The organism is Nocardia sp. NBC_00511, from assembly GCF_045161165.1.
In the GTDB taxonomy this organism is placed as follows: domain Bacteria; phylum Actinomycetota; class Actinomycetes; order Mycobacteriales; family Mycobacteriaceae; genus Nocardia.
Map to the genome: position 1 here is coordinate 6,225,953 of NZ_CP107849.1, position 24,861 is coordinate 6,250,813.

Annotated in this window: 27 protein-coding genes; 8 read left to right on the forward strand and 19 right to left on the reverse strand. The window is 67.8% G+C overall.

Annotated features, from left to right (window positions below):
- Nucleotides 1–58 precede the first annotated feature (58 nt).
- Nucleotides 59–334: a glutaredoxin family protein gene (locus OG300_RS29085; RefSeq protein WP_405486373.1), complete on the reverse strand. Its 276-nt coding sequence runs from the start codon at nt 332–334 to the stop codon at nt 59–61.
- A gap of 133 nt (nt 335–467) precedes the next feature.
- On the opposite strand from OG300_RS29085, the gene OG300_RS29090 reads away from it, so the two are divergent.
- The gene (locus tag OG300_RS29090) at nt 468–1,514 is read left to right on the forward strand and encodes an HAD family hydrolase (protein WP_405486375.1); all 1,047 of its coding nucleotides are present in this window, start codon (nt 468–470) and stop codon (nt 1,512–1,514) included.
- A gap of 197 nt (nt 1,515–1,711) precedes the next feature.
- Here the strand turns inward: OG300_RS29090 and OG300_RS29095 are convergent, their stop codons facing one another.
- From OG300_RS29095 to OG300_RS29135, 9 genes are all read right to left on the reverse strand, one after another.
- Nucleotides 1,712–2,731, reverse strand: coding sequence for a lysophospholipid acyltransferase family protein (locus OG300_RS29095; RefSeq protein WP_405486377.1), 1,020 nt, complete (start codon nt 2,729–2,731; stop codon nt 1,712–1,714).
- Nucleotides 2,728–3,762 carry an NAD-dependent epimerase/dehydratase family protein gene (locus OG300_RS29100; RefSeq protein WP_405498720.1) on the reverse strand — a complete coding sequence of 345 codons (1,035 nt, stop codon included), beginning with the start codon at nt 3,760–3,762 and terminating at the stop codon, nt 2,728–2,730. The genes OG300_RS29095 and OG300_RS29100 overlap by 4 nt, the downstream gene beginning before the upstream one ends.
- 209 nt (nt 3,763–3,971) lie before the next feature.
- The gene (locus tag OG300_RS29105) at nt 3,972–4,073 is read right to left on the reverse strand and encodes a 30S ribosomal protein bS22 (RefSeq protein WP_003402602.1); all 102 of its coding nucleotides are present in this window, start codon (nt 4,071–4,073) and stop codon (nt 3,972–3,974) included.
- Between the two features lie 226 nt (nt 4,074–4,299).
- Entirely contained in the window at nt 4,300–4,545 is a 246-nt protein-coding gene (locus tag OG300_RS29110) for a helix-turn-helix domain-containing protein (protein WP_154790969.1), read from the reverse strand.
- A 209-nt stretch (nt 4,546–4,754) separates the two neighbouring features.
- On the reverse strand, nt 4,755–5,573 hold the full coding sequence (gene proC / locus OG300_RS29115) for a pyrroline-5-carboxylate reductase (RefSeq protein WP_405486383.1): 819 nt from the start codon (nt 5,571–5,573) through the stop codon (nt 4,755–4,757).
- Between the two features lie 108 nt (nt 5,574–5,681).
- On the reverse strand, nt 5,682–6,584 hold the full coding sequence (locus OG300_RS29120) for a thioesterase family protein (protein ID WP_405486385.1): 903 nt from the start codon (nt 6,582–6,584) through the stop codon (nt 5,682–5,684).
- A gap of 102 nt (nt 6,585–6,686) precedes the next feature.
- Complete coding sequence (locus OG300_RS29125) at nt 6,687–7,616, reverse strand: sugar phosphate isomerase/epimerase family protein (RefSeq protein WP_405486387.1); 930 nt, start codon at nt 7,614–7,616, stop codon at nt 6,687–6,689.
- A 13-nt stretch (nt 7,617–7,629) separates the two neighbouring features.
- Entirely contained in the window at nt 7,630–9,393 is a 1,764-nt protein-coding gene (locus OG300_RS29130) for a hypothetical protein (RefSeq protein WP_405486389.1), read from the reverse strand.
- Complete coding sequence (locus OG300_RS29135; protein WP_405486391.1) at nt 9,390–10,382, reverse strand: hypothetical protein; 993 nt, start codon at nt 10,380–10,382, stop codon at nt 9,390–9,392. The genes OG300_RS29130 and OG300_RS29135 overlap by 4 nt, the downstream gene beginning before the upstream one ends.
- Before the next feature lie 65 nt (nt 10,383–10,447).
- Between OG300_RS29135 and OG300_RS29140 the strand changes: the two genes are divergently transcribed.
- From OG300_RS29140 to OG300_RS29165, 6 genes are all read left to right on the forward strand, one after another.
- Nucleotides 10,448–11,338 carry a hypothetical protein gene (locus OG300_RS29140; RefSeq protein ID WP_405486393.1) on the forward strand — a complete coding sequence of 297 codons (891 nt, stop codon included), beginning with the start codon at nt 10,448–10,450 and terminating at the stop codon, nt 11,336–11,338.
- Nucleotides 11,339–11,439: 101 nt separating this feature from the next.
- The gene (locus OG300_RS29145; protein ID WP_405486395.1) at nt 11,440–12,129 is read left to right on the forward strand and encodes a hypothetical protein; all 690 of its coding nucleotides are present in this window, start codon (nt 11,440–11,442) and stop codon (nt 12,127–12,129) included.
- Nucleotides 12,130–12,149: 20 nt separating this feature from the next.
- Complete coding sequence (locus tag OG300_RS29150; RefSeq protein ID WP_405486397.1) at nt 12,150–12,719, forward strand: hypothetical protein; 570 nt, start codon at nt 12,150–12,152, stop codon at nt 12,717–12,719.
- A gap of 117 nt (nt 12,720–12,836) precedes the next feature.
- Nucleotides 12,837–13,292: a hypothetical protein gene (locus OG300_RS29155; RefSeq protein WP_405486399.1), complete on the forward strand. Its 456-nt coding sequence runs from the start codon at nt 12,837–12,839 to the stop codon at nt 13,290–13,292.
- A 22-nt stretch (nt 13,293–13,314) separates the two neighbouring features.
- Nucleotides 13,315–13,812 carry a hypothetical protein gene (locus tag OG300_RS29160; protein ID WP_405486401.1) on the forward strand — a complete coding sequence of 166 codons (498 nt, stop codon included), beginning with the start codon at nt 13,315–13,317 and terminating at the stop codon, nt 13,810–13,812.
- A gap of 258 nt (nt 13,813–14,070) precedes the next feature.
- Entirely contained in the window at nt 14,071–14,427 is a 357-nt protein-coding gene (locus tag OG300_RS29165; RefSeq protein ID WP_405486402.1) for a hypothetical protein, read from the forward strand.
- Between the two features lie 108 nt (nt 14,428–14,535).
- On the opposite strand, the gene OG300_RS29170 is transcribed toward OG300_RS29165, so the two are convergent.
- The 9 genes from OG300_RS29170 to OG300_RS29210 form a co-directional block, all read right to left on the reverse strand.
- On the reverse strand, nt 14,536–15,225 hold the full coding sequence (locus OG300_RS29170) for a response regulator (protein ID WP_405486404.1): 690 nt from the start codon (nt 15,223–15,225) through the stop codon (nt 14,536–14,538).
- Nucleotides 15,222–16,472, reverse strand: coding sequence for a sensor histidine kinase (locus OG300_RS29175; protein WP_405486406.1), 1,251 nt, complete (start codon nt 16,470–16,472; stop codon nt 15,222–15,224). The genes OG300_RS29170 and OG300_RS29175 overlap by 4 nt, the downstream gene beginning before the upstream one ends.
- A 286-nt stretch (nt 16,473–16,758) precedes the next feature.
- Complete coding sequence (locus OG300_RS29180) at nt 16,759–18,810, reverse strand: CocE/NonD family hydrolase (RefSeq protein WP_405486408.1); 2,052 nt, start codon at nt 18,808–18,810, stop codon at nt 16,759–16,761.
- Nucleotides 18,811–19,119: 309 nt separating this feature from the next.
- The gene (locus OG300_RS29185; RefSeq protein ID WP_405486410.1) at nt 19,120–19,857 is read right to left on the reverse strand and encodes a phosphoglyceromutase; all 738 of its coding nucleotides are present in this window, start codon (nt 19,855–19,857) and stop codon (nt 19,120–19,122) included.
- Nucleotides 19,858–19,922: 65 nt separating this feature from the next.
- Nucleotides 19,923–20,102 carry a hypothetical protein gene (locus OG300_RS29190; RefSeq protein WP_405486412.1) on the reverse strand — a complete coding sequence of 60 codons (180 nt, stop codon included), beginning with the start codon at nt 20,100–20,102 and terminating at the stop codon, nt 19,923–19,925.
- A gap of 61 nt (nt 20,103–20,163) precedes the next feature.
- Nucleotides 20,164–21,048, reverse strand: a complete 885-nt coding sequence (locus OG300_RS29195; protein ID WP_405486414.1) for an ROK family protein — start codon at nt 21,046–21,048, stop codon at nt 20,164–20,166.
- A gap of 69 nt (nt 21,049–21,117) precedes the next feature.
- The gene (locus OG300_RS29200) at nt 21,118–21,684 is read right to left on the reverse strand and encodes a YbjN domain-containing protein (RefSeq protein WP_405486416.1); all 567 of its coding nucleotides are present in this window, start codon (nt 21,682–21,684) and stop codon (nt 21,118–21,120) included.
- Complete coding sequence (gene mshA / locus OG300_RS29205; RefSeq protein WP_405486418.1) at nt 21,681–23,048, reverse strand: D-inositol-3-phosphate glycosyltransferase; 1,368 nt, start codon at nt 23,046–23,048, stop codon at nt 21,681–21,683. The genes OG300_RS29200 and mshA overlap by 4 nt, the downstream gene beginning before the upstream one ends.
- A 98-nt stretch (nt 23,049–23,146) precedes the next feature.
- Complete coding sequence (locus OG300_RS29210) at nt 23,147–23,974, reverse strand: alpha/beta fold hydrolase (RefSeq protein WP_405486420.1); 828 nt, start codon at nt 23,972–23,974, stop codon at nt 23,147–23,149.
- Between the two features lie 59 nt (nt 23,975–24,033).
- On the opposite strand from OG300_RS29210, the gene OG300_RS29215 reads away from it, so the two are divergent.
- Nucleotides 24,034–24,768 carry an SDR family NAD(P)-dependent oxidoreductase gene (locus OG300_RS29215; protein ID WP_405486422.1) on the forward strand — a complete coding sequence of 245 codons (735 nt, stop codon included), beginning with the start codon at nt 24,034–24,036 and terminating at the stop codon, nt 24,766–24,768.
- Nucleotides 24,769–24,861 lie beyond the last annotated feature (93 nt).

Genomic DNA, 24,861 nt, shown 5'->3' on the forward strand with positions numbered 1-24,861 from the left:
ACGCGCCGGAAGGCGATTTGCGGTGTTCGCCCGCAAAATCCCACTGATCAGGGGTTACCTACTTGGCCAGATCGGCCCGCAAGCGCGCTTCGTCGACATCGAAATAGCTGTGCTCACGACCATCCAGCAACACCACCGGCAGCCGGTCACCGTATTCGGCGCGCAGGCCGGGATCGGTCGCGGCGGCGACATCAACATCGACCGTCGACACCTCGATCCCGAACTCCGCGCAGATCGGACGCAATTGCTCGAGTGCCGTACCGCACAGTCCGCAGCCGGCCCGGGTCAGCAGTGTCACCGAGTGAGTAGCAGTGGTTTTCGACCGATCGCTCATGCCCTCCATCTAACAACTCTCCGTTAAGTCGTTCACCGTCTACGTTCCGGTCACCGCCGGGCGTTACTGTGGACTAGGCCGGCTCATGCACCAACAGGATTGGTCGCGGGCTCGCCTATGTGTCGGCGAGAACATGGCGGAGGTACTGGTGCCGGAACGTTCGAAAGAGCCGGGCTCGGGTTTCATCGCGGGCCGATTCGGTGAATTCCCGGCGCGTTGGGGGCAGGGCCTGCAGGAACTGCAGGATCAGTTCACCCGTATCACTCGCAGCCCGTTCGGGCCCAGCGAAGAGGAAGTCCGCGCCAACCTGGCCGGTGAGGCCAGTGCCGACGCCGCGCTGGCGCTGCACGACGCCGAGCTAGCGCTCTACGACGACGACACCCCGCTGCCGACGGTCGCGCGCGACCTCACCGCCGCCGCGTTCTTCGACGTCGACAACACCATGGTGCAGGGCGCGTCGATCGTGCACTTCGCCCGCGGCCTGGCCGCGCGCAAGTACTTCAAGACCTCCGACCTGGTCGATATGGCCTGGAAACAGGTCAAATTCCGGATCACCGGCAAGGAGAGCCGCTCGGACATGGCCTCCGGCAAGGAGAAGGCGCTCTCGTTCATCGCGGGCCGCTCCACCGCCGAACTCGCCGCCCTCGGCGAGGAGATCTACGACGAGATCATCGCCGACAAGATCTGGCCCGGCACCCGCGCGCTCGCCCAGATGCACCTCGACGCCGGGCAGCAGGTGTGGCTGGTCACCGCCACCCCCGTGGAACTCGCACAGGTCATCGCGAAACGCCTCGGTCTGACCGGCGCGCTGGGCACCGTCGCCGAGAGCGAGGACGGCATCTTCACCGGCCGCCTGGTCGGCGACATCCTGCACGGCCTCGGCAAGGCCCACGCCGTGCGCACCCTGGCCATTCGCGAGGGACTGAACCTCAAGCGCTGCAGCGCCTATTCCGACAGCCACAACGACGTCCCGATGCTGTCGCTGGTCGGCACCGCCGTCGCCATCAACCCCGACGCCGACCTGCGCGAGGTCGCCAAGAACCGGGGCTGGGAAATCCGCGACTTCCGCACCGGCCGCAAGGCCGCGAAAGTCGGGGTGCCGACCGCCCTCGCCCTCGGCGCCGCCGGTGGCGCGGCCGCCGCGGTGCTCTCCCGCAAACGCGAGGCGAAAGCCAGCTGAACCAAAAACGTTCGGGCCGAATACAATTCGGCCCGAACGTTTTTGCGTCCGCAAACGCGACGACTGATCTCGCACCGGTCGGGGTAACTCACCGGGTACGACCGAAATCGGTTTGGCACCCAACCGGATCGACGGATGCCCAACTCCGACGGCTCCCTGCCGCCCGCTGAAGTTACGGGGAGGCGGGGGAGCATTACCTAGCCGGTGAACGGATTACGGCGCTTGATCAGGTTCTTGTAGAGCGTGCCCTGAATGGTTTCGCGGACCTGATCGGTGACCTCGAACATCGTCATCGGGTCATCGGCGTCCGCCGGTTCGTATCCCGACGTGGAAATCGGCTCACCGAATTCGATGTGCCACTTCGACGGCAGCGGAATCGCACCCAGCGGGCCCAGATGCGGAAACAGTGGCGTCACCGGGAAATACGGGATACCCAGCAGGCGCGCCAGCGGCTTCAGATCCGCCAGTTTCGGATAGATCTCCTCCGAACCCACGATCGAGCACGGAATGATCGGCACACCGGTGCGCACCGCCGCCGCCACGAAACCGCCACGGCCGAAACGCTGCAGCTTGTAGCGATCCGAATAGGGCTTGCCGACGCCCTTGTAGCCCTCGGGGAACACGCCCGCGACTTCGCCTGCGCGCAAAAGCCTTTCGGCGTCCGCCGGGCAGGCCAGGGTGTGCCCGGCCTTGCGCGCGAGCCCGCCCACGATCGGCGTCTCGAAGATCAGGTCGGAGGCCAGGATCCGCAGCGCGCGCTGCTTGGGATGGCGATCGTGCACCGCCAGCTGCAGCATCAGCCCGTCCAACGGCACAGTGCCCGCGTGGTTGGCCACGATCAGCGCGCCACCCACCTCGGGAACGTTCTCCATGCCCGACACCTCCACCCGGAACCACAGGTCCGAGAGCGGGCGCAGCATCGGCAGGATCACCGACTCCAAAAGGTGCTCGTCCAAGCCGAATTCGTCGACCTGGTAGTCGCCGGTCAGGCGGCGGCGCGCGAAATCGGCGGTGAAGCGGACCCCGTCCGCCACCGAACCCCGAATCAGGTCGCCCAGCGACTTGGGCTGGCGCGCTTCGGCTTCGGCGAGCCGATCGGTCAGCGAGGTCACCGGGGTCAGGGTCGGCTCACCCGCCGGCCACACACGGGACGGGCGAACATGCCGCGCCTCGAAATCCACGTCGTGAAGACGAATTACCTTCGCTACATCACTCATTGGTGTGCTCCCGTCCCGGCCCCGAGCAGGCCGAGAAGTTTGTGTTCCGCGGCGTCGATCCACGCGGGATCGATCACGGGCCGCAACGCTGCGCCCCCTATGAAATCGTCGAATGCCTGCACCGTGGTCCAGCGCGGGGAAAATCCGAGCTCGGTGCGCATCCGGGTGGTGTCCAGACCGCAACCGAAATGGAAGTAGTCGATCTGCTCCGCGGTGAACTCCCGCATCACCGGACCCATCAGGGTGCGACCGGCGGTGCGGAAAACCGCGTACGGAACCGGAATTTCGATCCGCCCGGCCCGGCGGATGGCCTGCGACAACGCCATGGCGCCGTCACCCGCGACATTGAAGGTGCCACCAGGAGCCGTCATCGCGCCGTGCACGAGCGCCGCGATACCGTCCTCCTCGTGCAGCAACTGCATACGCGGATCCCGGCCCAGGATGGTCGGCGTGATCGGCGAACGGAAATACTGCACACCGCGTTTCGCCAACTGCGGGCCCACGATCGGCGGAAAACGCAGAATGGCCGCCGAGATATCCGGTCGACGCCGCGCCAAACCGCGAACGAAACCCTCCACCTCGATCATGTCGCGCGCGAACCAGCCGCGCGGCGGCGTGCGCGCACTCATTTCCTCGGAGAATTTCACCGGATCCTTGGCGCTGCAGCCGTATACGGCCGACGAGGACCGCACCACCACGCGGCGCACACTCGACGCCTTGCGGCACACCGCGAACAGCTGCATCGCGCCCAGCACGTTCATGTCCTTCATCGCGGCCCGGCCGCCACTGCCCGAGGGCGGGCGCGACAACGCGGCGGGATGCACCACGGTATCGACCTGATTACCGTCGATCACCTTGCGTATCAAAGGATTACGAATATCGGCGCGCACGAATTCGGCGCGGCCCATGCGGCGCAGCAACTCCCGGCTGGGCTGTTTGGCATCCACCGCGATGATCCGTTCGACCGTGGGGTCGGCCGCCAGCCGGGCCACCACATTGCCGCCGAAGAACCGGCTCGCGCCGGTCACCATGACCACCTTGGGCGCCTGCCCGTCCCGGGTACCTGCCGCACCGGATGCCACTCGCAGCCCCCTATTTTCCGTTTTCCCGCGCTCCAAGGGTAACCGGCCGGTAGGGGGCAGCCGAAGGGTATTAACCAGGATCTAACGATGACTTCAATCACCCGGCATAAAACGAAAGCCCGCCACCGACGGTGACGGGCCTCCAGCTACACAGCGGCTTACTTGCCGAGTTTGCGACGCTGCACGCGAGTACGACGAAGCAGCTTGCGGTGCTTCTTCTTCGACATGCGCTTGCGACGCTTCTTGATCACAGAACCCATAGGGTCGTTCCTCGCTCTCGGGTCATCCCGCGTTCACGGGGTGCACACTGTCTGACCCTGCACAGTCCCTAACCCGATACGGGCCGAGATGGACCCGGCGGCACCACCGGCACGTACAGGATGCCGGTCCATGCTACCGGGCCACTCTTCGGCGAATGGCGGTGGGGGCTACCCCGCGGAGTGCACGGGTTCCCCACCGCCTCGCCTGGTTCGGACTATCGGATGCCTACCCCGCGTCGAAGTAGGACGTCTCCAGATAGTCGTGCACCGCCTTGGCGTGCACCCGGAAGGAACGCCCCACCCGCACCGCGGGCAGCTCTCCCGAATGCACCAGCCGGTACACCGTCATCTTGGATACCCGCATCAGATTCGCGACTTCGGCGACCGTGAGGAACTGGGTCCCTCCGCCGATGACCGATCCTGCGGTGATTGGGCTGTTTCCGGACCTCGCTTGACTGTTTCCAGACATCATTGCGCCACTGACCTCCGGCACGTCCGCGCCGCCGGCTTCCCCACCGGCGGAACAGACACGCACGTGCTCCTTGAAGCTTAGCGGGACCAGTGGGATTGCTGCGACGGGTGTGAGAAATCAGCCTTTGCTGTGGCGAGTCGGCCCTCGGCAGCAAACTAGCTACCGGCCGGTTCGGGAACGTGGCGAGCGCACCCGCCACACCCTCGAGTCTAGTCCGGGGTCGCACCCAGCTCGACGGAACGCCGTTTCGCGGCGTTCAACGCCTCATAGAAGGCCGAACGCACCCCGGCCCGCTCCAACTCCCGCACCGCGGCCGCCGTGGTCCCCGCCGGCGAGGTGACGCCCGCGCGCAACTCCGCGGCAGACTGGCCCGACTCCTCCAGCAGCGCAGCCGAACCCAGCATGGTCTGCGCCACCAACTGCGCGGCCACATCGCGGGCCAGACCCAGGCCCACCGCGGCGTCGATCATCGCCTCGACCACGAGGAAGAAATACGCCGGACCCGAACCCGACACCGCGGTCACCGCGTCCAGCTGCGACTCCGCGACCGTCACCACCTTGCCCACCGACTGCAGCACCTCGGTCACCAGGGCCAGCTGCTCCTTGCGGGCGTAGCGGCCCGGCGCGATCGCGCTGATGCCCTGGCCGACCAGCATCGGAGTGTTCGGCATCGCCCGGACCACCGGGAAACCGGCGGGCAGCTTGGCCTCGAAACGCAGGGTCGGGATGCCGGCCGCCAGCGACAGCAACACCTGATCGCGGTCGTCACCCAGCTCGGCCTTGCCCAGCTCGGTCAGGACGCCGTCCACATCGTGCGGCTTCACGGCGATCACGATGAGATCGGCGGACTTCGCGGCATCGGCGACGACACCGGTAGCGCGGATGCCGAAACGGTCCGCCAGCAACTCCGCACGGGCCGGAACCGGCTCGACCACCACCAGATCTTTACTCGCCCGCCCGGATTCGAGCAGGCCCGCGATCAGCGCCTCCCCGATCCGACCCCCACCGATTACCGCAATCCTCGTCATGGGTATTGAGGCTAGCGGGGGCCGGGAAACCCGAAACGATCAGGCGCGAGGCAGTGAGGTCTGTGCCTCGCGCGGCAATGAGGTCTGTGCCTCGCGCGGCAGTGAGGTCTACACCTGGCGAGGGAGTGGGATCAAGGCCAGTTGACGGCTCTGGGCGACGATCGCGCCGGTGGAGTCGAGGACGAGCTGGTCCTCGTCGAACATGCGGCCGCCGACCTCGCGGGAATGCGCGATGACGCGCAGCCAGCCGGGGGCCGGGCGGCGGCGCAGGTAGGTGGTCAGCTGCACGGTCGGGGCCCAGCCGAAGTGGCCGAGGTTCATCGGGACCGGCGGGCTCATATCGGCGGACATCAGGGCGAAGAAGGCGGCCACGTCCGGGTCCGCCTCGTCGCCCGGACGGGGGCGGATCCACAGGCGCAGGCGGGGTTCGGATTTCTCGCCGGACAGGAAGCGCGCCCACTTCGGGTCGATGGCGACCGAGGAGCCCTGCGCGACATGCACGATCTTGCCCATCGGGTTGCGGTCGTCGTAGCCCATGGCGTCGGCGGGCGGCTCCGGCGGCATGTCGGCCGCGTGGTCGGCGGCGTAGAGCGGCTCGGTGTCGTCGAGGTGGCTGAACGTGAAGGCGGTGTGCACCAGGGTGCGGCCGCCCTGGATCAGGTCGACGTCGAGCAGGCAGATCTGGCGGCCGATCTTGCGGGTGCGAACTTCGTATTCGACCGCGCCGGGTTCGGGAGCGCCGAGAAAATCGGTGCTGGCGGCGATCGGGAACATGTCGGCGCGCTCGGGAGCGGTGCGGCGCAGCCATTCGGTCGCCGCGGCACCACTTCCGGCGACCATGGTCCCGCCGTGCAATTTGTTGCCGATGGTCCAGATGGGAGCGATATGACCGGCATAACGACCGATTTCCGCAGTGCCCGAATCGAGTTCGGTCAGCGTGCACACCTGACTGAACGGCGCATTCGCCAGGTCGCTCGGCGCATCGAGAGCGATGGTCGACTCCGTTGTCATCCGCTGGTCCTTCCACTGTGTTTTGTACAGCGTAAACGGGGAAGGCGCAGCGAATGGACCAGCCGTGGGATGAATCACTCCGGCGGCCGCGCCGGGAAGAAATCAGCCGCGATGCGCGACCGACGGCTCCGGGGTCGGGGCGGGCGTGGAATGGTCGAGATGCTCGCGGGCGAAGGACAGCGCCCGGTTCAGCATCGCCGCGCGGTCCATCGTGGTGCGGGCCATCTGGGTATTGACCTCGATCACCGCCTGACCGTCGAAACCGTTGTGCACCAACATTTCACACAGTTCGGCCACCGGCTGGGTGCCCTCGCCGGGAATCAGGTGCTCGTCGGTCGCCGCGCCACGGCCGTCGGCCAGGTGCAGATGCGTCAGCCCCGAGCCCATCCGTCGCGCCAGCACCAGCGGATCCACCCCCGCCGTAGCGGTGTGCGAGGTATCGAGGGTGTAGTGCCGGAAACCCACGTCGGTCGGGTCGTAGGACGGGCTGAAGGTGGTGATCGACGGGCCGGGCCCGCCGCGGCGCTCCAGGCGCGCGATCGCGTTGCCGCGGAACAGGGTGTCGGCGCGCATCGGGAACATGTTCTCCACCGCGACCGCCACCGGAGACGAATTCTCCAGTTCCAGTACCTGTTTCGCGAAACCGTCGGCGTAGCGGCGCTGCCAGCGGAACGGCGGATGCACCACCACGGTGGCCGCACCCAGCGCCTCGGCCGCGTGCACGCTGCGGGTGAGTTTCGCGACCGGGTCCGACCCCCAGACCCGTTGCGAGATAAGCAGACACGGTGCGTGCACGGCCAGCACGGGCATCGCGTACTTGTGTGCGAAATGCTGCACGGTGGATATGGATTGACTGGCCGGTTCGGCCCACACCATCAATTCCACGCCGTCGAAACCGAGTTCGGCGGCATAGCGGAACGCGGCCTCGGTGTTCTCCGGATACACCGAGGCGGTGGATAGTCCGACCCGGACTTCCCGTCGCCCCGCGTGGTTTTCGATGCTCGCCCCCTGCGCTTGCACGATGTTCCCCACTGCTGCTCCCTGCTCAGGTTGTACTGAGTAGAAAGGCTAGCGGTCCGAACGTCACGAAGACGCCTACGACGACGGCAATCACAGTGCTGAAAATGTCATCGGTGCGGCGCAGCACGCGCACCAATGCGACCAGGCCGAGAATCACGACCACCGCTAATGCCAGGCCAACGAGCGGGAGGATTTCCCACATGCGCTCGAAACCCTTGAACAGCAACATGCCCGCGACGGCCGCGCCGACACTCTGACCGGCGATCACCAGCCACTGGCGGCGATGCTCGTCCTCGTCGGAGCGACCCTTGGCCCGGGCGCGGGCGGGCTTGGCGGCCGGACGGCGCACCTTGTCCTTGAGCGCGCCCAGTCGACCGGCCAGCGTGGGGCCGGGCTCGTCGTCGTAGTCGTCATCGTCGTAATCGTCGTCGTCGACCGGCTCGTAGAAATCGGTGAGATGGTCGTCGGGCTCGGGCTCGACGGCCACCGCGCCACGACGGGTCGAACCTGCCCGGCGTTTGCCACCAGCTCGGGAATTGCGTTCCGCGCGTTGATCATCGCGATCCTGCGCGTCACGCAGCAGATCCCCGGCAACTGTTTCGCCGGAAAGCAGCGGTTGTTCCTCGTCGGCCATCGGGGACCAGGCGGCGGTCGGGACCGCGGCCTGATCGGCACGCCGGGTGGGTTCCGGTTCGGGTGCGGGCCGTCTTCGAGCGGACCACGCGGGCAGGCCGTCGCGGTCGCCGTGGTCGACGCCGCCGCGAGCGGGACCGCCGGGGCCGCGCAGCGGTTCGGGGCGGCGCTGCGGTTCCGGCTGCCGCTGCGGTTCCGGTTGGCGCTGCTGGGTTTCCGCGTGGCGGCGCGCCGAGCGCGAGAGCGGCGGCGGGGCGGGCGGCGCGGACGCGGCGGCCTGCATGGGATCGGGGCGGCCGTTGCGCGGTAGCGGTTCGGGGCCGGGATTGGGTGACCACGCCGGGCTCTGGTTCGGGAAGCGCGCGAGCGACGGGTCCTCGAACGGCGGGCGGGCTACCGGATGGAACTGGGTCCTGTCGTCCAACGCGGGCTGGGCGGTCTCGCCACGGAAGGGGTGCACCTCGTCGGTGGACTCGTCGTCCGGGTCGAAGCGACGGCGGCGGCCACCCTCGCGGGGTGCCGGGGCGGGCGCGGGGGCCAGGCCCTGCAGCTCGGCCAGTGACACGTCGGCGTCCAGCGGATCGGGCTTGCGACGGCGGCCGGACGGCCGGTCGACGGTGGCGCCCTGACCGTTCAGCGCGGAGAGCCGGCCGCCGGGCTGGTTCTCGGCGGGCGGCCAGTCGACGCCGCCCGACCAGTTCTGCCCGGACGGCTCGGGTAGTGACTGCGGCCGCTGGGCCGCGCGGTCACCGGCGAGCGGGTCGTAATACGAGATCGGCCCGGACAGCGGTGAATAGGCGGGCTCCGGATCGGGTACGGAGTATCCGGAGTAGTCCGGCTGCGACTGGGGAGCAGGTGACGAATAGTCCGAAAAGTTCGGGTAGTCAGAATAATTCGAGAAGTTTGAAAAGTTTGAATAGTCCGAATCATTCGAGACCGGTTCGGGCGCGGAATCGGCGACGTCGTCGTCCGACGCGGCGTGCGAGGACGAACCCGGCTTCACCACCGGAAGATCTCCGGTCAGCTCGGCGACCGAAATCCCGCGTCCACTGCGCCGTCTACGACCACCGCCACCACCGGAGGACGAGCCCCCGCCCTGCTGGCCATTGCGTGCCAGCAGCTCGGCAACGGACAGCTGAGATGAATCCTCGGTCATCGAGACACCGTTTCGATCGGGCCCGTCAGACCACCGTTGGGTCCGCCGGTTATCGGTTCGCTATCCAGGTCGGTATCCAATTTGCGCAAGATCAATCCCTCTCTCAGAGCCCAGGGACAGATTTCGAGCGTGTCCAGGGACAGGGCTCGCATACTCGCCTCCGCGACCAGCGCGCCGGCCACCAGTTGCTGTGACCGATCGGAACTCACGCCTTCCAATTCTGCCCGGTCCGCCGCTGTCATTCTCGATATGAACGCAATCAGCTGTCGCAGGCCGGAACTGGTGAGGGTACGCCGAACCCGGGTCCCCGCAACAGAGGGGGCGGCACCCGTCAAACGAGCCAGTGACCGGAATGTCTTGGATGTACCGACGGCCAGATCCGGACGGCCCATATCGAGCAGCTGCTTGGACGGCAGCACCAGCTCGGCGTCGAGCCAGTCCCGCAGCACCCCCACCCGTCGCTTGCCCGGCGGATCGTGACGCAGCCAATCCCGGGTGAGCCGGCCCGCGCCCAGTTGCAGCGAGAGCGCCACATCCGGATCCTCGTCGGCGCCGTTGCTCATCTCGAGCGAGCCGCCGCCGATGTCGAGGTTCAGGATCCGCCCGGCGCTCCAGCCGTACCAGCGCCGCACCGCGAGGAAGGTGTGTCGAGCCTCGTCGACACCGGAGAGCACCTTGAGGTTCACCCCGGTCTCGGCGCGCACCCGCGCGAGCACCTGCTCGGAATTGGTGGCCTCACGGACCGCGGAGGTGGCGAACGCCATCAGCTCCACGCATCCGGAAGTCTTTGCGATACTGGCGAATTCGGCTACGGTCGCGGTCAACCGCGCCGCGCCCACCGCCGTGATCCGACCCTGGTCGTCCATGCTCTCCGATAGCCGCAGGGCGGACTTCGTCGAGCTCATAGGCATCGGGTGTCCACCGCGATGCGCGTCCACCACGAGCAGATGGACGGTATTGCTTCCCACATCGAGTACACCGAGCCGCACAAGAACACGGTACTGGGTGCGTCACGTCTTCAGGCCAGGCGACTGAGCTGTTAGCGTTCCGCGTTGTGACGACAGGGGCATCGGCGAGCGGACCGACCGGGCTGCGACCAGCGGCGAAGATCGACCCGACACCCGAGGTGGATCTCGACTTCCCGCGCGAGTGGATCGAATTCGTGGATCCAGCTAATGACGAGCATTTGATCGCGGCGGATCTGACCTGGCTACTCTCGCGCTGGACCTGCGTTTTCGGCACTCCGGCATGTCAGGGCATCATCGCCGGACGCGAGAACGACGGCTGCTGTTCACACGGCGCGTTCCTCTCCGACGCCGAGGACGGCAAGAAGCTGCACGAGGCTGTGAAAATGCTCACACCGGCCGACTGGCAGCTGATGGACCAGGCCGTGGACGACAAGGGACGGGTCCGCAAGAAGCTGTATCTCGAGGAGGACGACCTCGATGACGAACCCGCGTTGCGCACCCGGCGTGTCGACGGCGCGTGCATCTTCCTGAACCGGCCCGGGTTCGCCGAGGGCATCGGCTGCTCGCTGCACACCATGGCGTTGCGCAAGGGCCTGGAACCGCTGACGGTGAAGCCGGAAGTGTGCTGGCAGTTGCCCATTCGCCGGACCCAGGAGTGGGTGGACCGCCCGGACGGGGTGGAGATCCTGCGGACCGCGATCACCGAGTACGACCGGCGCGGCTGGGGTGCGGGCGGGCTGGATCTGGAGTGGTACTGCACGAGTTCACCGGATGCCCATGTCGGCACCCGGCCGGTCTGGGAGGCTTACGCGCCGGAGCTCATCGAGTTGATCGGCAAGCCCGCGTACGACGAGCTGGCGCAGCACTGCAGGCGCCGCCAGGGCCTGGGCATCGTGGCGGTGCATCCGGCGACGGTGATCGCCGAGGCGAAGGCCGCCGAGGCGAAGCCAACTGGACGCTCGGCCAAGAAAAGTTAGCTGACTGTTCGGTAACTTTCTGAAATTCTGTATTTTCAGACACCTGTTCACTTACTGTGCGACTGACCCAACCCCTCATGGGTCGCAGCACAGGAGAACACATGAGCAAGATTTCCCTCGGCAAGCGACATCTGGGCCTCGGCATCGCCGGACTGGCCGTCGCCACCGGGACCGTCGCGGTGCTGTCCACCACCGCGCCCGACGCGCACGCCGCGGTCGACTCGATCACCATCTCGAACAACAGCCCGGTGGTCGGTCAGACCTACACCCTCAGCGCGGACCTCTCGGGCGCGTCGATCGGGCTGCTCGTCTACTGGACCGACAACGGCAGCAAGCTGACCCCTGTAGGGAAGGTGCCGTGGCCGGTCGGGCACGCCAGCCTGGACTGGACACCCGGTTCCGTTGGGCAGCACACGCTTTCGATCTCCCAGGGCAGCAGCACCAAGACGCTGACCGTCAACGTCGGTGACGGCTCGACCCCGACGACGGTCCCGCCCACCACCACCGTGCCGCCCACCACGACCACGGTCCCGCCCACCACCACGGTGCCGCCGACGACCACGACCGTGCCGCCCACCACCACGACCGATCCGCCGACCACGGTGCCGCCGACCACGACCACCGTGCCGCCGACGACCACCACGGTGCCGCCCACCACGACGACGGATCCGCCCACCACGGTCCCGCCGACCACCGTGCCGCCGACCACCACCACGGCTCCCCCCACCACGACCACCACGCCGTCCGGCGGTGGCACCGGCAGTGCCAACGGCCTGCCGTTCGGTAGCTGACACCCCTCACAGGAGTTCCCATGCGCATCAAGGCTTCCGGGCGCTCGATCGGCGCCGGCGTGGCCGGTGTCACGGTCGCGGCCGCCTCGGCGATCATGATCGTCGGCTCGCCCTCGGCGAGTGCCACCGTCGACACCATCACCATCTCCAGCTCGACCCCGGCGATCGGCAACACCTACACCCTGCACGCCGACCTGTCCGGCGCCTCGGTGGGTCTGCTCATCTACTGGAGTGACAACGGCACCAGCCTGACCCCCGTCGGCAAGGTGCCGTGGCCTCCCGGTCAGGCCAGCCTGGACTGGACCCCCTCGACCCCGGGCCAGCACGTGCTCACGGCGTCGCAGGGCAGCAGCACCAACACCCTGGTGGTGACGGTGAGCGACGGTTCGACGCCGACCACGCCGCCGACCACCACGACGGCGCCGCCCACGACCGTGCCGCCGACCACGGCGCCGCCCACCACGACACCGCCCACCACACAGCCCAGCACCCCGGCGACGACGACCACCCCGAGCGGTGGCAGCGGGAGCAGCGGCAGCGGAACCGGCAGTGCGGGCAAGCTGCTCGGCGGATTGCTGGGTAGCAGCTAGACCCGGGTGACCCGGCTGTTCCGGGTCGCGCGATGGTGGGTGTGACGGTTTTTTTCCCTGGGCCCGTCACACCCACCGAAACCAACTGGACGCTTGCTCGAAAGGCTCGAAACCCTCATGCGCAACACACCACCGAGGATCACCGCGCGCCGCGCCGGCGTGGGGATCACCGGCTTCGCGGCACTCGCCGCCGCGGCCGTGCTCGCGACGCCGTCGGCCATCGCAGCGGTCGACACCGTCAGCGTGGATCAGGCCGGCCTGGTCGTGAACAAGCCGTACACGGTCTCCGCCACCCTCAGTGGCGCCTCGGTCGGCCTGCTCGTCTACTTCAGCGACAACGGCAACGCGATCGGCGCCCCCAAGGTGCCGTGGCCGCCCGGGCACGCCAGCATCGGCTGGACACCCAACAGCAGCGGTCAGCACACCCTCACGGTGTCGCAGGGCAACAACAGCCAGTCGATCGTCGTCACGGTGGCCGACGCGCCGCTCGGCTCGGGCAGCTCCAGCACCGGCAGCGGCTTCGGGCCCGGCGGACCGCTGGGCAGCGGCAGCAGCGGCACCACGCCGAACTAGCAAGCAGGACAGGAACTTTCGCATGAACAGCATTTCCCGCCGGATCGGCGCGGGCGTCGCCGGACTCGCCGGCGTCGCGGCCGTGGCCGTACTGGCCGCACCGCAGGCGAGCGCCACCGTCGACTCCGTCGCCGTCTCCGGCAGCGCCCCGTACACGATCAACACCGGCTACACGCTGACCGCGAACCTCAGCGGCGCGGGCATCGGGCTGCTCGTCTACTGGTCGGACAACGGCACCTCCCTCACCCCGGCGGGCAAGGTGCCGTGGCCGATCGGCTACTCCAGCATCGACTGGAAGCCCACCACGGCCGGGCAGCACGTCCTGACGGCGTCGCAGGGCGGCAACACCAAGACCATCATCGTCACGGTCAGCGATCCGTCGCAGCCGGGCGGCGGCGGTGGCACCACCCCGGGTGGCGGCGGTGGCACCACGCCCGGCGGTGGCACCGGCGGCACCGGCAGTGCCAGTTCGGCGCTGGGCGGGCTGCTGGGCGGTCTCAGCGGTAGCGCGGGCTCCTAGCTCCGGCGAATTCGTGCCCGCCGCCACAAACGGCGGGCACGAACGCCGCGCACGGTCCGGTGCGGCCGTGCTGTGACGAACACACAGGTGTCGGCGAAGTGAACAGCCGGTGCCGGTCGACGACCAGTGAATCAGGCTGCGCGGAAGTATATTTCGCGGCCCGGCAACGCCGATGACCTCACGTTTCGAATTACCGCGAGTTCGCGCGACATCAGCCGGATATTGCGAATTCACCGGAACGTGTTAGACATCCTGGCCATGATCAAGAAAACCCTCACCGTCGCGGCGCTGGCCGCCGGTGCCGTTATCTCCATTGCGCCGCACGCGAGCGCCGATAACACCATCGACACCACGAAGTACAGCGACGCCACCGCCAGTTTCGTCTCCTACGACGACTACCAGGCCGCCCTGGACGCGTCCAAGAACGGCAAGCTGATCATCGTGAGCCCGTACGGCACTCGCAACACCATCGCCTGCAAGGGCAACGGTCAGGACGTCGCCTGGTACGACTGCATGCAGCAGGACCCGGTCGGCTGGACCTACCTCAACAAGTCCGAGCTGCCGGTCGTCGGCACCGCCTGGGTCTACAGCACGAATTCCGACCCGAACGCTTAGTCCCGACCGGCACGGTCGGGGGGAAATCGCGAATCTTGGTCGGGGAGAACGCACGAAAGCCGCCCGCTTCGGAAAGTCGAAGCGGGCGGTTCGTTTTCGTTCTACCGCTTACGCTTCCAGCTTGTAGCCCAGGCCGCGCACGGTGACCAGGTGTTCGGGCTTGGCGGGATCGGATTCGATCTTGGAGCGCAGGCGCTTCACGTGCACGTCGAGGGTTTTGGTGTCACCGACATAGTCGGCGCCCCAGACCCGGTCGATGAGCTGGCCGCGGGTCAGCACCCGGCCGGAATTGCGCAGCAGGTACTCCAGCAGATCGAATTCCTTGAGCGGCAACGTCACCGCCTTGCCGTTGACCTGGACGGTGTGGCGGTCCACATCCATCCGGACCGGTCCGGCCTCCAGCACGCTGGTCTCGCTGCCGCTGTCCGGCTCGTCGCCCGTGCCGCGGCGCAGCACCGCGCGGATGCGGGCGATCAGCTCGCGCGAGGAGTACGGCTTGGTGACGTAGTCGTCGGCGCCCAATTCCAGGCCGACCACCTTGTCGATCTCGCTGTCGCGCGCGGTCACCATGATGACCGGGACGCTGCCGCGTGCCCGCAGCTGCTTGCACACGTCGGTGCCGCTCATACCGGGAAGCATGAGGTCGAGCAAGACGATGTCCGCGCCGGCCCGGTCGAACTCGGACAGGGCAGAGGGGCCGTCACCCACGACGGTGACCTCGAAACCCTCCTTGCGCAGCAGGAACGCGAGCGGATCGGCCAGCGACTCCTCGTCCTCGACGATCAGCACACTCGTCATCGGGTTGCCTCCACACCGTTGGTTCTGGCCCGCCCGAGGGGACGTGAGCCATTTTCTTTCTTCACCGCCGCGTTTCCGGCGGAAAGCTTCTTCTCGCCCGCGCCGTCGAGAACGGCGGGGTGGGACGGGATACGCAGCGTGAACGTCGATCCGGTGCCCAGTTTGCTCCACAGGGTGATCTCACCGTTGTGGTTGGCGGCCACGTGCTTGACGATAGCCAGCCCCAGCCCGGTACCGCCGGTGGCGCGCGAGCGCGCCTTGTCGGCCCGGAAGAATCGTTCGAAGACCCGCTCCTGGTCTTCCTTGGCGATGCCGATGCCGCGGTCGGTGACCGCGATATTGACGTAGCCGCCGCGCAGCGCCCGGCTCACCGAGACGTGCGAGCCGCGCGGCGAGTAGGCGATGGCGTTCTCCACCAGGTTCGACAGCGCGGTCACCAGCAGCGTCTGATCGCCGAGCACCTCGAGGTCGCTGCCCGCGTCGGTGCTGACGGTGATGCCCGCGGCCTCGGCCACATTGCGGGAGCGTTCGATGGCCTGGGTGACGACGGTGTCGACGGGGACCGCTTCGAGCTCCGGCAGCTTCTCCGCGCCCTGCAGGCGGGACAGCGCGATCAGCTCGGTGACCATCTTGCCCATGCGGCGGGCCTCGCCGTGCAGGCGTTCGCCGAAGTGCCGCACCGAGTCCGGATCGTCGGCGGATTCCAGCAACGCCTCGGCCAACAAGCTCATGGCGCCGACCGGGGTCTTGAGTTCGTGGCTCACATTGGCGACGAAGTCACGCCGGGTGGCCTCCATGCGGGCCTGTTCGGAGTCGTCGTCGGCGAACAGCACCACGAAGTTGGTGTTCTCCTGCGACAGCGGGCGAGCAACTCCTCGGACAGCGAGGCGGGCGCGGCCGGGCATGGGGATCTTGGCGGTCAGTTCGAACTCGATATCGGTGCCGCCGGAGAGCACCTGTTCGACCGCGGCCCAGGCGCGTTCGTCGAGCAGGCGGTCGTGGACCACGCCCAGCTCCTCGGCACGCGGGTTGACCAGCACCACGTCGCGATACTGGTCGACCACGGCGATGCCGGATTCGGAGGCCAGCACGATCAGGTCCAGGACCTGGGACATGGTGAGTCCGGAATCGGTGGCGGCGCGACGCTGCTCCTGGCGAGCGTTCACATAGGGAATGAGCAGTCCTCCGACGGCCAGCCCGACTACGGCCGCCAGGACTGCCAAAAGCACGGCCTGTGGAACGCTCACGCTTTGAATCGTACGGTCGCCGAGGCGCTGCCAAACCCCGGGTGTTGGAAGTTTCACGCAGGTCACAGGCACTTCCCTCGGCGTTAGCCCGGTGTTCATGTTGCGTTGGGCCAGCGTGTCGTCGCAGCTGAGCGGCCTGCCAGCAAATATTTGGAGACCCCGACGTCCGGGGGTTCGGCGATGCTTCAGCAACCCGATCTCCGGAGTGTGACGAAGACGGCAAAACAAAACCCCGGGTGTGCACGCCGTTGTGCACACCCGGGGCTTCACTCCCGGAGAAGCGGAATCACCAACCGGTATTACCGCGGACCGGGATGTTCACGAAGCTCGGGCGATCCGGATCCAGCTGCAGATGCTCGGGCTTCAGGCCGGTGTCGATCAACATCGGCAGAATGGGCAGACCCTTGGGGAAGTTGCCCGCGAAGACGTCCACTCGCAACCGGTGACCCGGCTGCAGCACGGCCTGGGTGCCGCCGAGGGCGATGTCCAGGGTGGTGGCCTCGCCGGGCACCGTCTCCTGGCGCTTGTCCAGCGAGGTGAAGGCGCGCGGGTCGGTGTAGTCGCCGTTGGCGGAGCGGGTGCTGTTGGCGTCGTCGACCTGACGCAGCGAGGCCATCAGCTCACCGGAGGTGAGGACGGTGGAGGTGCCGTCAGGGGCGACGTCGTTGACGGTGACGGTCCAGTAGCCGTCGGCGGCGTCCTGAATCGTGTTGAGGTGCACCGCGACCGGACCGGTGATGGTGGTGGCCTCGGCGACCGGGGCACTGGTGAAGGTGAGCGCGTTGGTCTCGGCGATGCGAGAGTCCTTGGCGCACACGTCGATCAGGTTCAGGATGCCCGCGGTGGCCTGCGCCGCGTCGTTGGAGCACACGGTGCTCAGCCCGGGTGCGACGGTGAGCCGGTCGGTGTCACCGTTGGCGGCCGCGGTCAGCGAACCGTCGTGGACGCTGTTCGCGGTGCCCGAGGGCTGTGCCGACAGGTACATGCGCCGGTAGTCGGCCGCCTCGGAAACCGGTGCGGTGGAACCGAATCCGCCCTGGGTGTTCCAGCCGCCGCCCTGCTCCTTGACCGTCACCGGACCGTAGGAGTCGATGCCGTTGTCGATGCCCTTGAGCCACTTGTCGAACCAGGCGCGCTGCAACACGTCCAGGCGCGGCGGTGCGCCCACCCGGTTGACGTCCGCGCCGGAGGTGACGTGGTAGGTATTGCCCATCAGCAGCTGCTTCTGGCCGGGCGGCAACGGAATCTGGTTGTAGATCTTGGATTCCGAGTAGGTGAACAGGTCGTGCCAGCCGCCGGTGACGAAGGTCGGCACCCGGATCTGGCTCGGGTCGCCCAGCCAGTCCTTGCGGTCCTGGGTGAGGCCGTTGAGCATGTCCTTGACCCGCGGGTCGAGGCTTTCCATGGTGGTGCTGGTGTACGCCGACATGAGGACGTCGAGGTAGCCGAACGGGTCGTTGCCCCGGTCCTGCAGCCACTTGAAGTCGAAGGTGCCCGCGGCGATCGAGGCCAGATCCGGCACCCACTTGAGGCCGTTGATGGCGCCGAGCCACAGCGGAATGAAGTTGAAGCCGAAGCCGCCGCCGGGCGCGAGCACATCGTCGATGAGGTCGCTGCCGGGCACGATCGGGAAGATGGCCTTCAGTGCGGGCGGCTGCTTCTCGGCGGCCTGCACCTGGTTGATGGCCGAGTAGGACAGGCCGTTCATGCCGATGCGGCCGTTGCTGAAGCCCTGCTTGGACGCCCAGTCGATGACCTCGACGGTGTCCTGCTGCTCGCGGCCGCGCAGCATGTCCCATTCGCCCTGCGAGAAGCCGGTTCCGCGAACGTCCACCACGACCTGCGTGTAGCCGGACTTGATCAACTGGCGGTCGACGGAGAAGTTGCGGAGTTCGCCGTTGCCCGCCGCGTTGAGCAGTTCACCGAAGCCGGTGAGCGGAGTGCCGTCCAAGCGGATATTGCGGAAGACATCGAGCAGCGCGTCGGACAGGCCCGGAATGGAGAAGGCGCTGTCCGCGATGTTCGACACCAGTTTGGTGTAGGGCGTCAGGTTCACGACGGTCGGCGTCGGGTCGGTGACCGCGCGACCCGCGGCATCGGCCGGGTGGTAGACGTTCGCCTTGAGAACGGTGCCGTCGCTCATGGTGATCGGGACATCCCAATCGATGGCGACGTTCGGGTATTGCTGCGGCCCGTCTTCGGCCGCGGTCCAGGCCGCACCGGCGGCACCGCCGTCGGGGCCGACCGGCAATTCGGCGGCGTGGGCCGCGAGACCGGATATCGGAACGAGCAGGGCGGCCGCCGTAGTGAACACAGTGGCCCGTAGCGCGTGCTTCATCGAACGTGATCTACCTCTCGCTTACGGTCGAACGTCCAGGAGCATATCTACCCGGAAGTAAGTTGCAAACCCCGGTTACACATACAGTTTTTTATCGGAGCAATAGTTCGGCAAATTGGACTGCGGCACAAGGAAATAGCCTACGGTCACGTACTGAGATGCGCATCACAGCGCATCATGACCGAAATCAGCAACCGGGCAACGCACCTCGCGGAGGCGGAAATGAAAAACGCGCCGTGACCATGTATTACGGTCACGGCGCGTTATTCGATTCGAAAGGCCCGGAATAGTCCCGGGCGGGGCGAGCGACTATTTACCGCCCTGGTTCGCGACGGCGGCGGCACCCGCGGCGGCGGCCTCCGGGTCCAGGTATTCACCCTTGCCGATCGGGCGCAGGTTGTCGTCCAGCTCGTACTTGAGCGGAATGCCGGTGGGGATGTTCAGCTCGGAGATGTCCTCGTCCGAGATGTTCTCCAGGTGCTTCACCAGCGCGCGCAGCGAATTGCCGTGCGCGGCAATGAGAACCGTCTTGCCCGCGCGCACCTCGGTGGCGATGGTGTCCTCCCAGTACGGGACCATGCGCGCCACGACGTCCTTGAGGCATTCGGTGGCCGGAACCTCGATGCCCGCGTAGCGCGGGTCGCCGTCCTGGCTGTATTCGGTGCCGCTCTCGATGGGCGGCGGCGGGGTGTCGTAGCTGCGACGCCACAGCATGAACTGGTCGTTGCCGTACTGCTCTTTGGTCTCGGCCTTGTTCTTGCCCTGCAGCGCACCGTAGTGACGCTCGTTGAGCCGCCAGTCGCGAACCACCGGAATCCAGTGCCGGTCACAGGCATCGAGTGCGTTGTTGGCGGTGCTGATCGCGCGCCGCAGCAGTGAGGTGTAGACGATATCGGGCAGAATCCCGGCCTCGGCCAGCAATTCCCCGGCACGCTTGCCCTCGGCGACGCCCTTGTCGGTCAGTCGAACGTCCACCCAGCCGGTGAACAGGTTCAGGGCATTCCATTCGCTCTCGCCGTGGCGCAGCAGCACGAGGGTGTACGTCATGGGGTCATGATGCCACGTGGGATCCGCCCTGATTCCCGGACCCTGACGGTGTCGTGGCTCACCCGTCAGGCGTGCTCGACCTCGTCGATTCCCACGGTCACGCCGTGCCGCCGCTCGCCCTGCGAGATCACCAGGCGCAGTTCGGACCGGTCGGGATCGACGGCCTGGATGACACCGCACAGACCGTCGAAGACACCCATGTTGACGTAGACGACATCACCCGGCACGAATTCGGCGGCACGCACCCCCGCCACGCTAGCCGCCGACAGGGGTGCCTGCACGGAACCGCTTGCCGGACACGCGAAGTCAGTCGCCGAGCGCCAGCAGCGCGGCGCCCTGCAGGGTGGCCTGGTCGGTCAGTTCCGAGGGCACCACCCGCAGTCCGCGCACGAAGCTCAGCCGTGCGTGCGCCGCCGCGGCCGACCGCAGCGGTTCCCACAGCAGCTCACCGGACTGCGCGAACCCGCCGCCGATCACCACCAGGTCGATGTCCAGCAGCGCGGCGGCCGAGGCCACCGCGGTCCCGATCGCCGTGCCCGCGCGTTCCAGTGCCGCCACCGCGACCGGCTCCCCCGCCCGCGCGGCCGCCGCGAGTTCCACGCCCGTGCCCCCCGGCCAGCCCTGCCGCCGCGCCCACCGCACCGAGGACTTGCCGCTGGCCACCGCTTCGACGCAGCCGAACCCGCCGCAGGCGCACGGTTCCGCGTTGCCCGGCACCACGATGTGGCCGACGTGCCCGCCATTCCCGGTGCGCCCCAGCACAACTCGGCCGCCGGAGAGAATTCCGCCGCCGATGCCGGAGGAGACCGTCATGGCCAGCACGTCCGGGACGCCGCGCGCCGCGCCCAGCCGCTGCTCGGCCAGCACCAGACACGCGCCGTCGATGGCGAAGCGAATCTCGGCCTCCGGAAACACTTTTCGCACCGATTCCACGATCGGGAAGCCGTGCACCCACTCCGGGATGTTCAACGGCCCGCAGGTCCCGGCGGTCACGTCGACCGGCCCCGCGGACCCGATCCCCACCGCGGTCACGCGCGTCTCCCCCGCGACGTTCGTCAGGAGTTTCCGGCAGGCGTCCCACACGCCGGTCTCGGGCACCTGGATCCGCTGCGGCTCACCCAATTCGCCGTTCGAATCCACGACCGCCGCCGCGAATTTCGTGGCCCCGATATCCAATGCCAGCGCTGTCATATCGACCGGTCTCCTCGCGTCGGTGGAAATCCGCTCCGATTCTGCCAGCGCGCGACCGGGTCGACGGCGTTATTGCTTGTCGGCCGCTTCCACCAGGTGCTCGAAGGCACGCAGGTTCTTCAGCGATTCGCCGCGCGAGACCCGCCATTTCCATTCGCGGCGAATGGATTCGGCGAAACCGAGTTCGAGCAGGGTGTTGAAGTCGGCGTCGACGGCCTCGAGGATCTGGCCGAGCCAGCGGTCGATCTCGTCGGGGGTGACGCGCTCGTTGGCCATCCGGCCGACCAGGTACATGTCGCCGACGCGGTCGATGGTGTACGCCACGCCGTAGAGGCGGCGGTTGCGGCGCAGCAGGAATTTGTAAACGCCCTCGAAGTTCTCGTCGGGTTTGCGGCAGACGAAGGACTCCATGCGGGTGCCGTGCTTGCCGACGGTGACGCCGATGACGGTCTTGAGTTTGCGTTCACCCGGCAGCACCACCACGAACAGGTCGGGAGCGTCACGGGTGTATTCGATGTCGCGGTCGCGCAGCGTGTCTTCGATGAGTTGTGCGGTGGCGCGGGCGGTTTCGTCGTTCAGGCCGCCGCTGCTGGCGTGTGGACGCGGCGTCCAGTCGCTGCTGCCGATCTCACTCATCTACGCAATGCTCCCGTCCGACGCCGCCAGAGCGCCAGCGATCTGGCGTGGTTGCTGTCGGTGTGCAGGCTACCGGTGCGCGGTCGCGGCGCGCGTGACTGGGCGATGGCGGCCGCATAGCTGTCCAACAGCGCCTCTGCGGTGTGCGCCCACGAGAAGTTGGCGGCGTGCTCGACCGCGGCGCGGCCCATGACCTCGAGCCGAGCGGGATCGTCGAGCATGGAGTGCAGGGCGGCGGCCCAGTCCGGGGTGCGGTGCCCGGGCACCAGCAGGCCGGAGACGCCGTCGTGGACCGCGGTGCCGAGACCGCCGACATCGGCGGCCAGCACCGGGGTGCCGCTGGCCTGCGCCTCGATGGCGACCAGGCCGAAGGATTCGTTGTAGCTGGGCACCGCGACCACGTCGGCGGCCCGGTACACCTGCACCAGGCGGTGCGCGGGCTGCGGCGGCAGGAAGGTGACGCGATCCGAAATACCCAGTGCCGCAGCGAGTTCGATGAGCGCGCTGGGCTGCTTGAGGCCGCTGCCGGACGGTCCGCCGACGATCACCACGCGCAGCGGACGCGCGGGCGGCACGGGTAGCGCGGCCTCCTCGGCCAGCACCTGCGCGGCCGCGCGCACCAGCACGTCGGGGGCCTTCAGCGGCTGGATGCGGCCGACGAACGCGACGATCCGATCGTTCACGGGCAGGCCGAGTTCGATGCGGGCGGCGAGCTTGTCGCCGGGCTGGTAGCGGTTGAGGTCCGCGCCGGGCAGCGCCACGTCGATGCGGTCGGGGTCCGCGCCGTACAGCTCGATGAGCTGACGCGCCTCCTCCGCGGTGTTGGCGACCAGCCGGTCGGCTTCGGCGACGATCTGCTTCTCGCCGATCTCGCGCACCGCCGGTTCGGGGCAGTCGCCCTCGGCCAGGTAGGCGTTCTTGACGGCGGCCAGGGTGTGCGCGGTGTGCACCATCGGCACTCGCCACCGGTCGCGGGCCAGCCAGCCGATCTGCCCGGACAGCCAGTAGTGCGAATGAATGAGGTCGTAGTGCCCGGGCAGATTGCGGGCCTCGGTCCGCAGCACCTCGGCGGCGAACGGGCACAGCTGGGTGGGCAGGTCGTGTTTGTCGAGGCCCTCGAACGGTCCGGCGACCACATTGCGGACCAGTACGCCCGGCGCGGCCTCGACGACCGGTTCGTCGGCGGAGGAGGTGGCGCGGGTGAAGATCTCGACCTGGGTGCCGCGTTTGGCCAGTTCGATGGCGGTTTGCAGCACGTAGACGTTCATGCCGCCGGCGTCGCCGGTGCCCGGTTGGGCCAGTGGTGAGGTGTGCACCGATAGCACGGCTATTCGACTGGGCCGTAGGTCCGGGCGTTGACTCACCACTTCAGTGTGCACGGCTGTATCAACACCTCATGCACGGGTTACCTTCCCAAGTGACCTGCTTCACAAGGATATTCGTCACGGTGAATGCAATTCTGCTATCGCGGCAGGTCCTGTGCGAAGGACGTGATCTCGGCCGCGAAGCGTTCCGGGTCCTCGATGAACAGTCCGTGCTGCGCGCCCTCCCAGTAGGAGGTGTGCGCGGTGGGCACAGTGTCGGCGATGTAGCGGCCGTTGTCGATCGGCACCACCGGATCGGCGGTGCCGTGCAGGACGAGCACCGGTACGTCGAGGGTGCGCAGGGTTTCGGTGTTGTCGACGGTCCGATAGAACAGGGCCTTGCGCACCCGCGGCCGGGTGGCGAGGCTGCCGCCGAACAGGCGTTGCGCGTCCACGCCCTTGTCGCGGCCGGTGCCGGTGTTGGCGCTGCCGAACGCGCCGAAACCGCGAATCGCCTTGCCCGCGTTCTCCTCGAACACGTCGGGGATGGCCTTGCTCATGCCGGGTCCGGTGCCCGCGCCGGGCACGCCACGCCCGATCCCGGCCTGTGAACCGGTGTAGACGACGCCGGCGAGGGCGGCGGTGCCGTGCGCGGTCAGATAGTCGGAGGCGACGATGCCGCCGTAGGACCAGCCGAGCAGGATCGCGCCGCCGGTGACGCCTTCCGCGGCCAGCACGGCGGCGATGTCGGCGGCCCAGTTCTTCGGGTCGTCGTAGCCGGATTCGGGGGCGTCGGAGTAGCCGTGCCCGCGCAGATCCACCGAGATCACCCGGAACGACGCGGCGAGCAGGTCGGCCGCACGACCCCAGCAGCGCAGGTTCCCGGCCCAGCCGTGCAGCAGGATCAGCGGCCGCCCCTGCTCCGGACCGGTCACCCGGTACACGATGGTGGTCTCGTCCGCGCTGACTGCTTCCCGAATCGCCATGACAGTGAGGCTAACCACCCGCGACGCACCGGCGACACGCCCTGCATATGCTCGAGGTCATGAGCATGCGCAGCGCTGTCGTGACCGGAGCCAGTTCGGGAATCGGGGAGGCCACCGCCCGCGAACTCGCCAAGCAGGGCTACCACGTGTACGTCGGGGCGCGCCGCGTCGACCGGTTGCAGCGGCTGGCCGAGGAGATCGGCGGCACCGCGCTGCCGCTCGACGTCACCGACGACGACTCGGTGCGCGCGTTCACCGACGCCATCGACAGCTGCGACGTGCTGATCAACAACGCGGGCGGCGCGAAGGGCACGGCCAGCGTCGCCGACGCCGACCTCGACGACTGGCGCTGGATGTGGGAGACCAACGTGCTGGGCACGCTGCGGCTCACCAAGGCGCTGCTGCCCAAGCTGATCGCCTCCGGCGACGGCCTGATCGTCACCATCACCTCGATCGCCGCGTTCTACGCCTACGACAACGGCTCCGGCTACACCTCCGCCAAGCACGCGCAGGCCGTGCTGCACCGCACGCTGCGCGGGGAACTGCTCGGACAGCCGGTGCGGCTCACCGAGATCGCGCCCGGCGCGGTGGAGACCGAGTTCTCGCTGGTGCGCTTCGACGGCGACGCCGCCAAGGCCGCCAACGTGTACAAGGGCATCGATCCGCTTGTCGCACAGGACATCGCGGAGCTGGTGGGCTTCGTGGCGTCGCGACCGCCGCACGTCAACCTCGACACCATCATCGTGAAGCCGCGTGACCAGGCCGAACCCGGACGCTTCGCCCGCCGCGGCTGAGCCCCGCGGGTCACCCGCGATTTCCTTGCGCCGCAATACCACTCGACCTCGAATTTCCCGGTTTTACCGGACGCGCCGAAACGTCAGCGGATA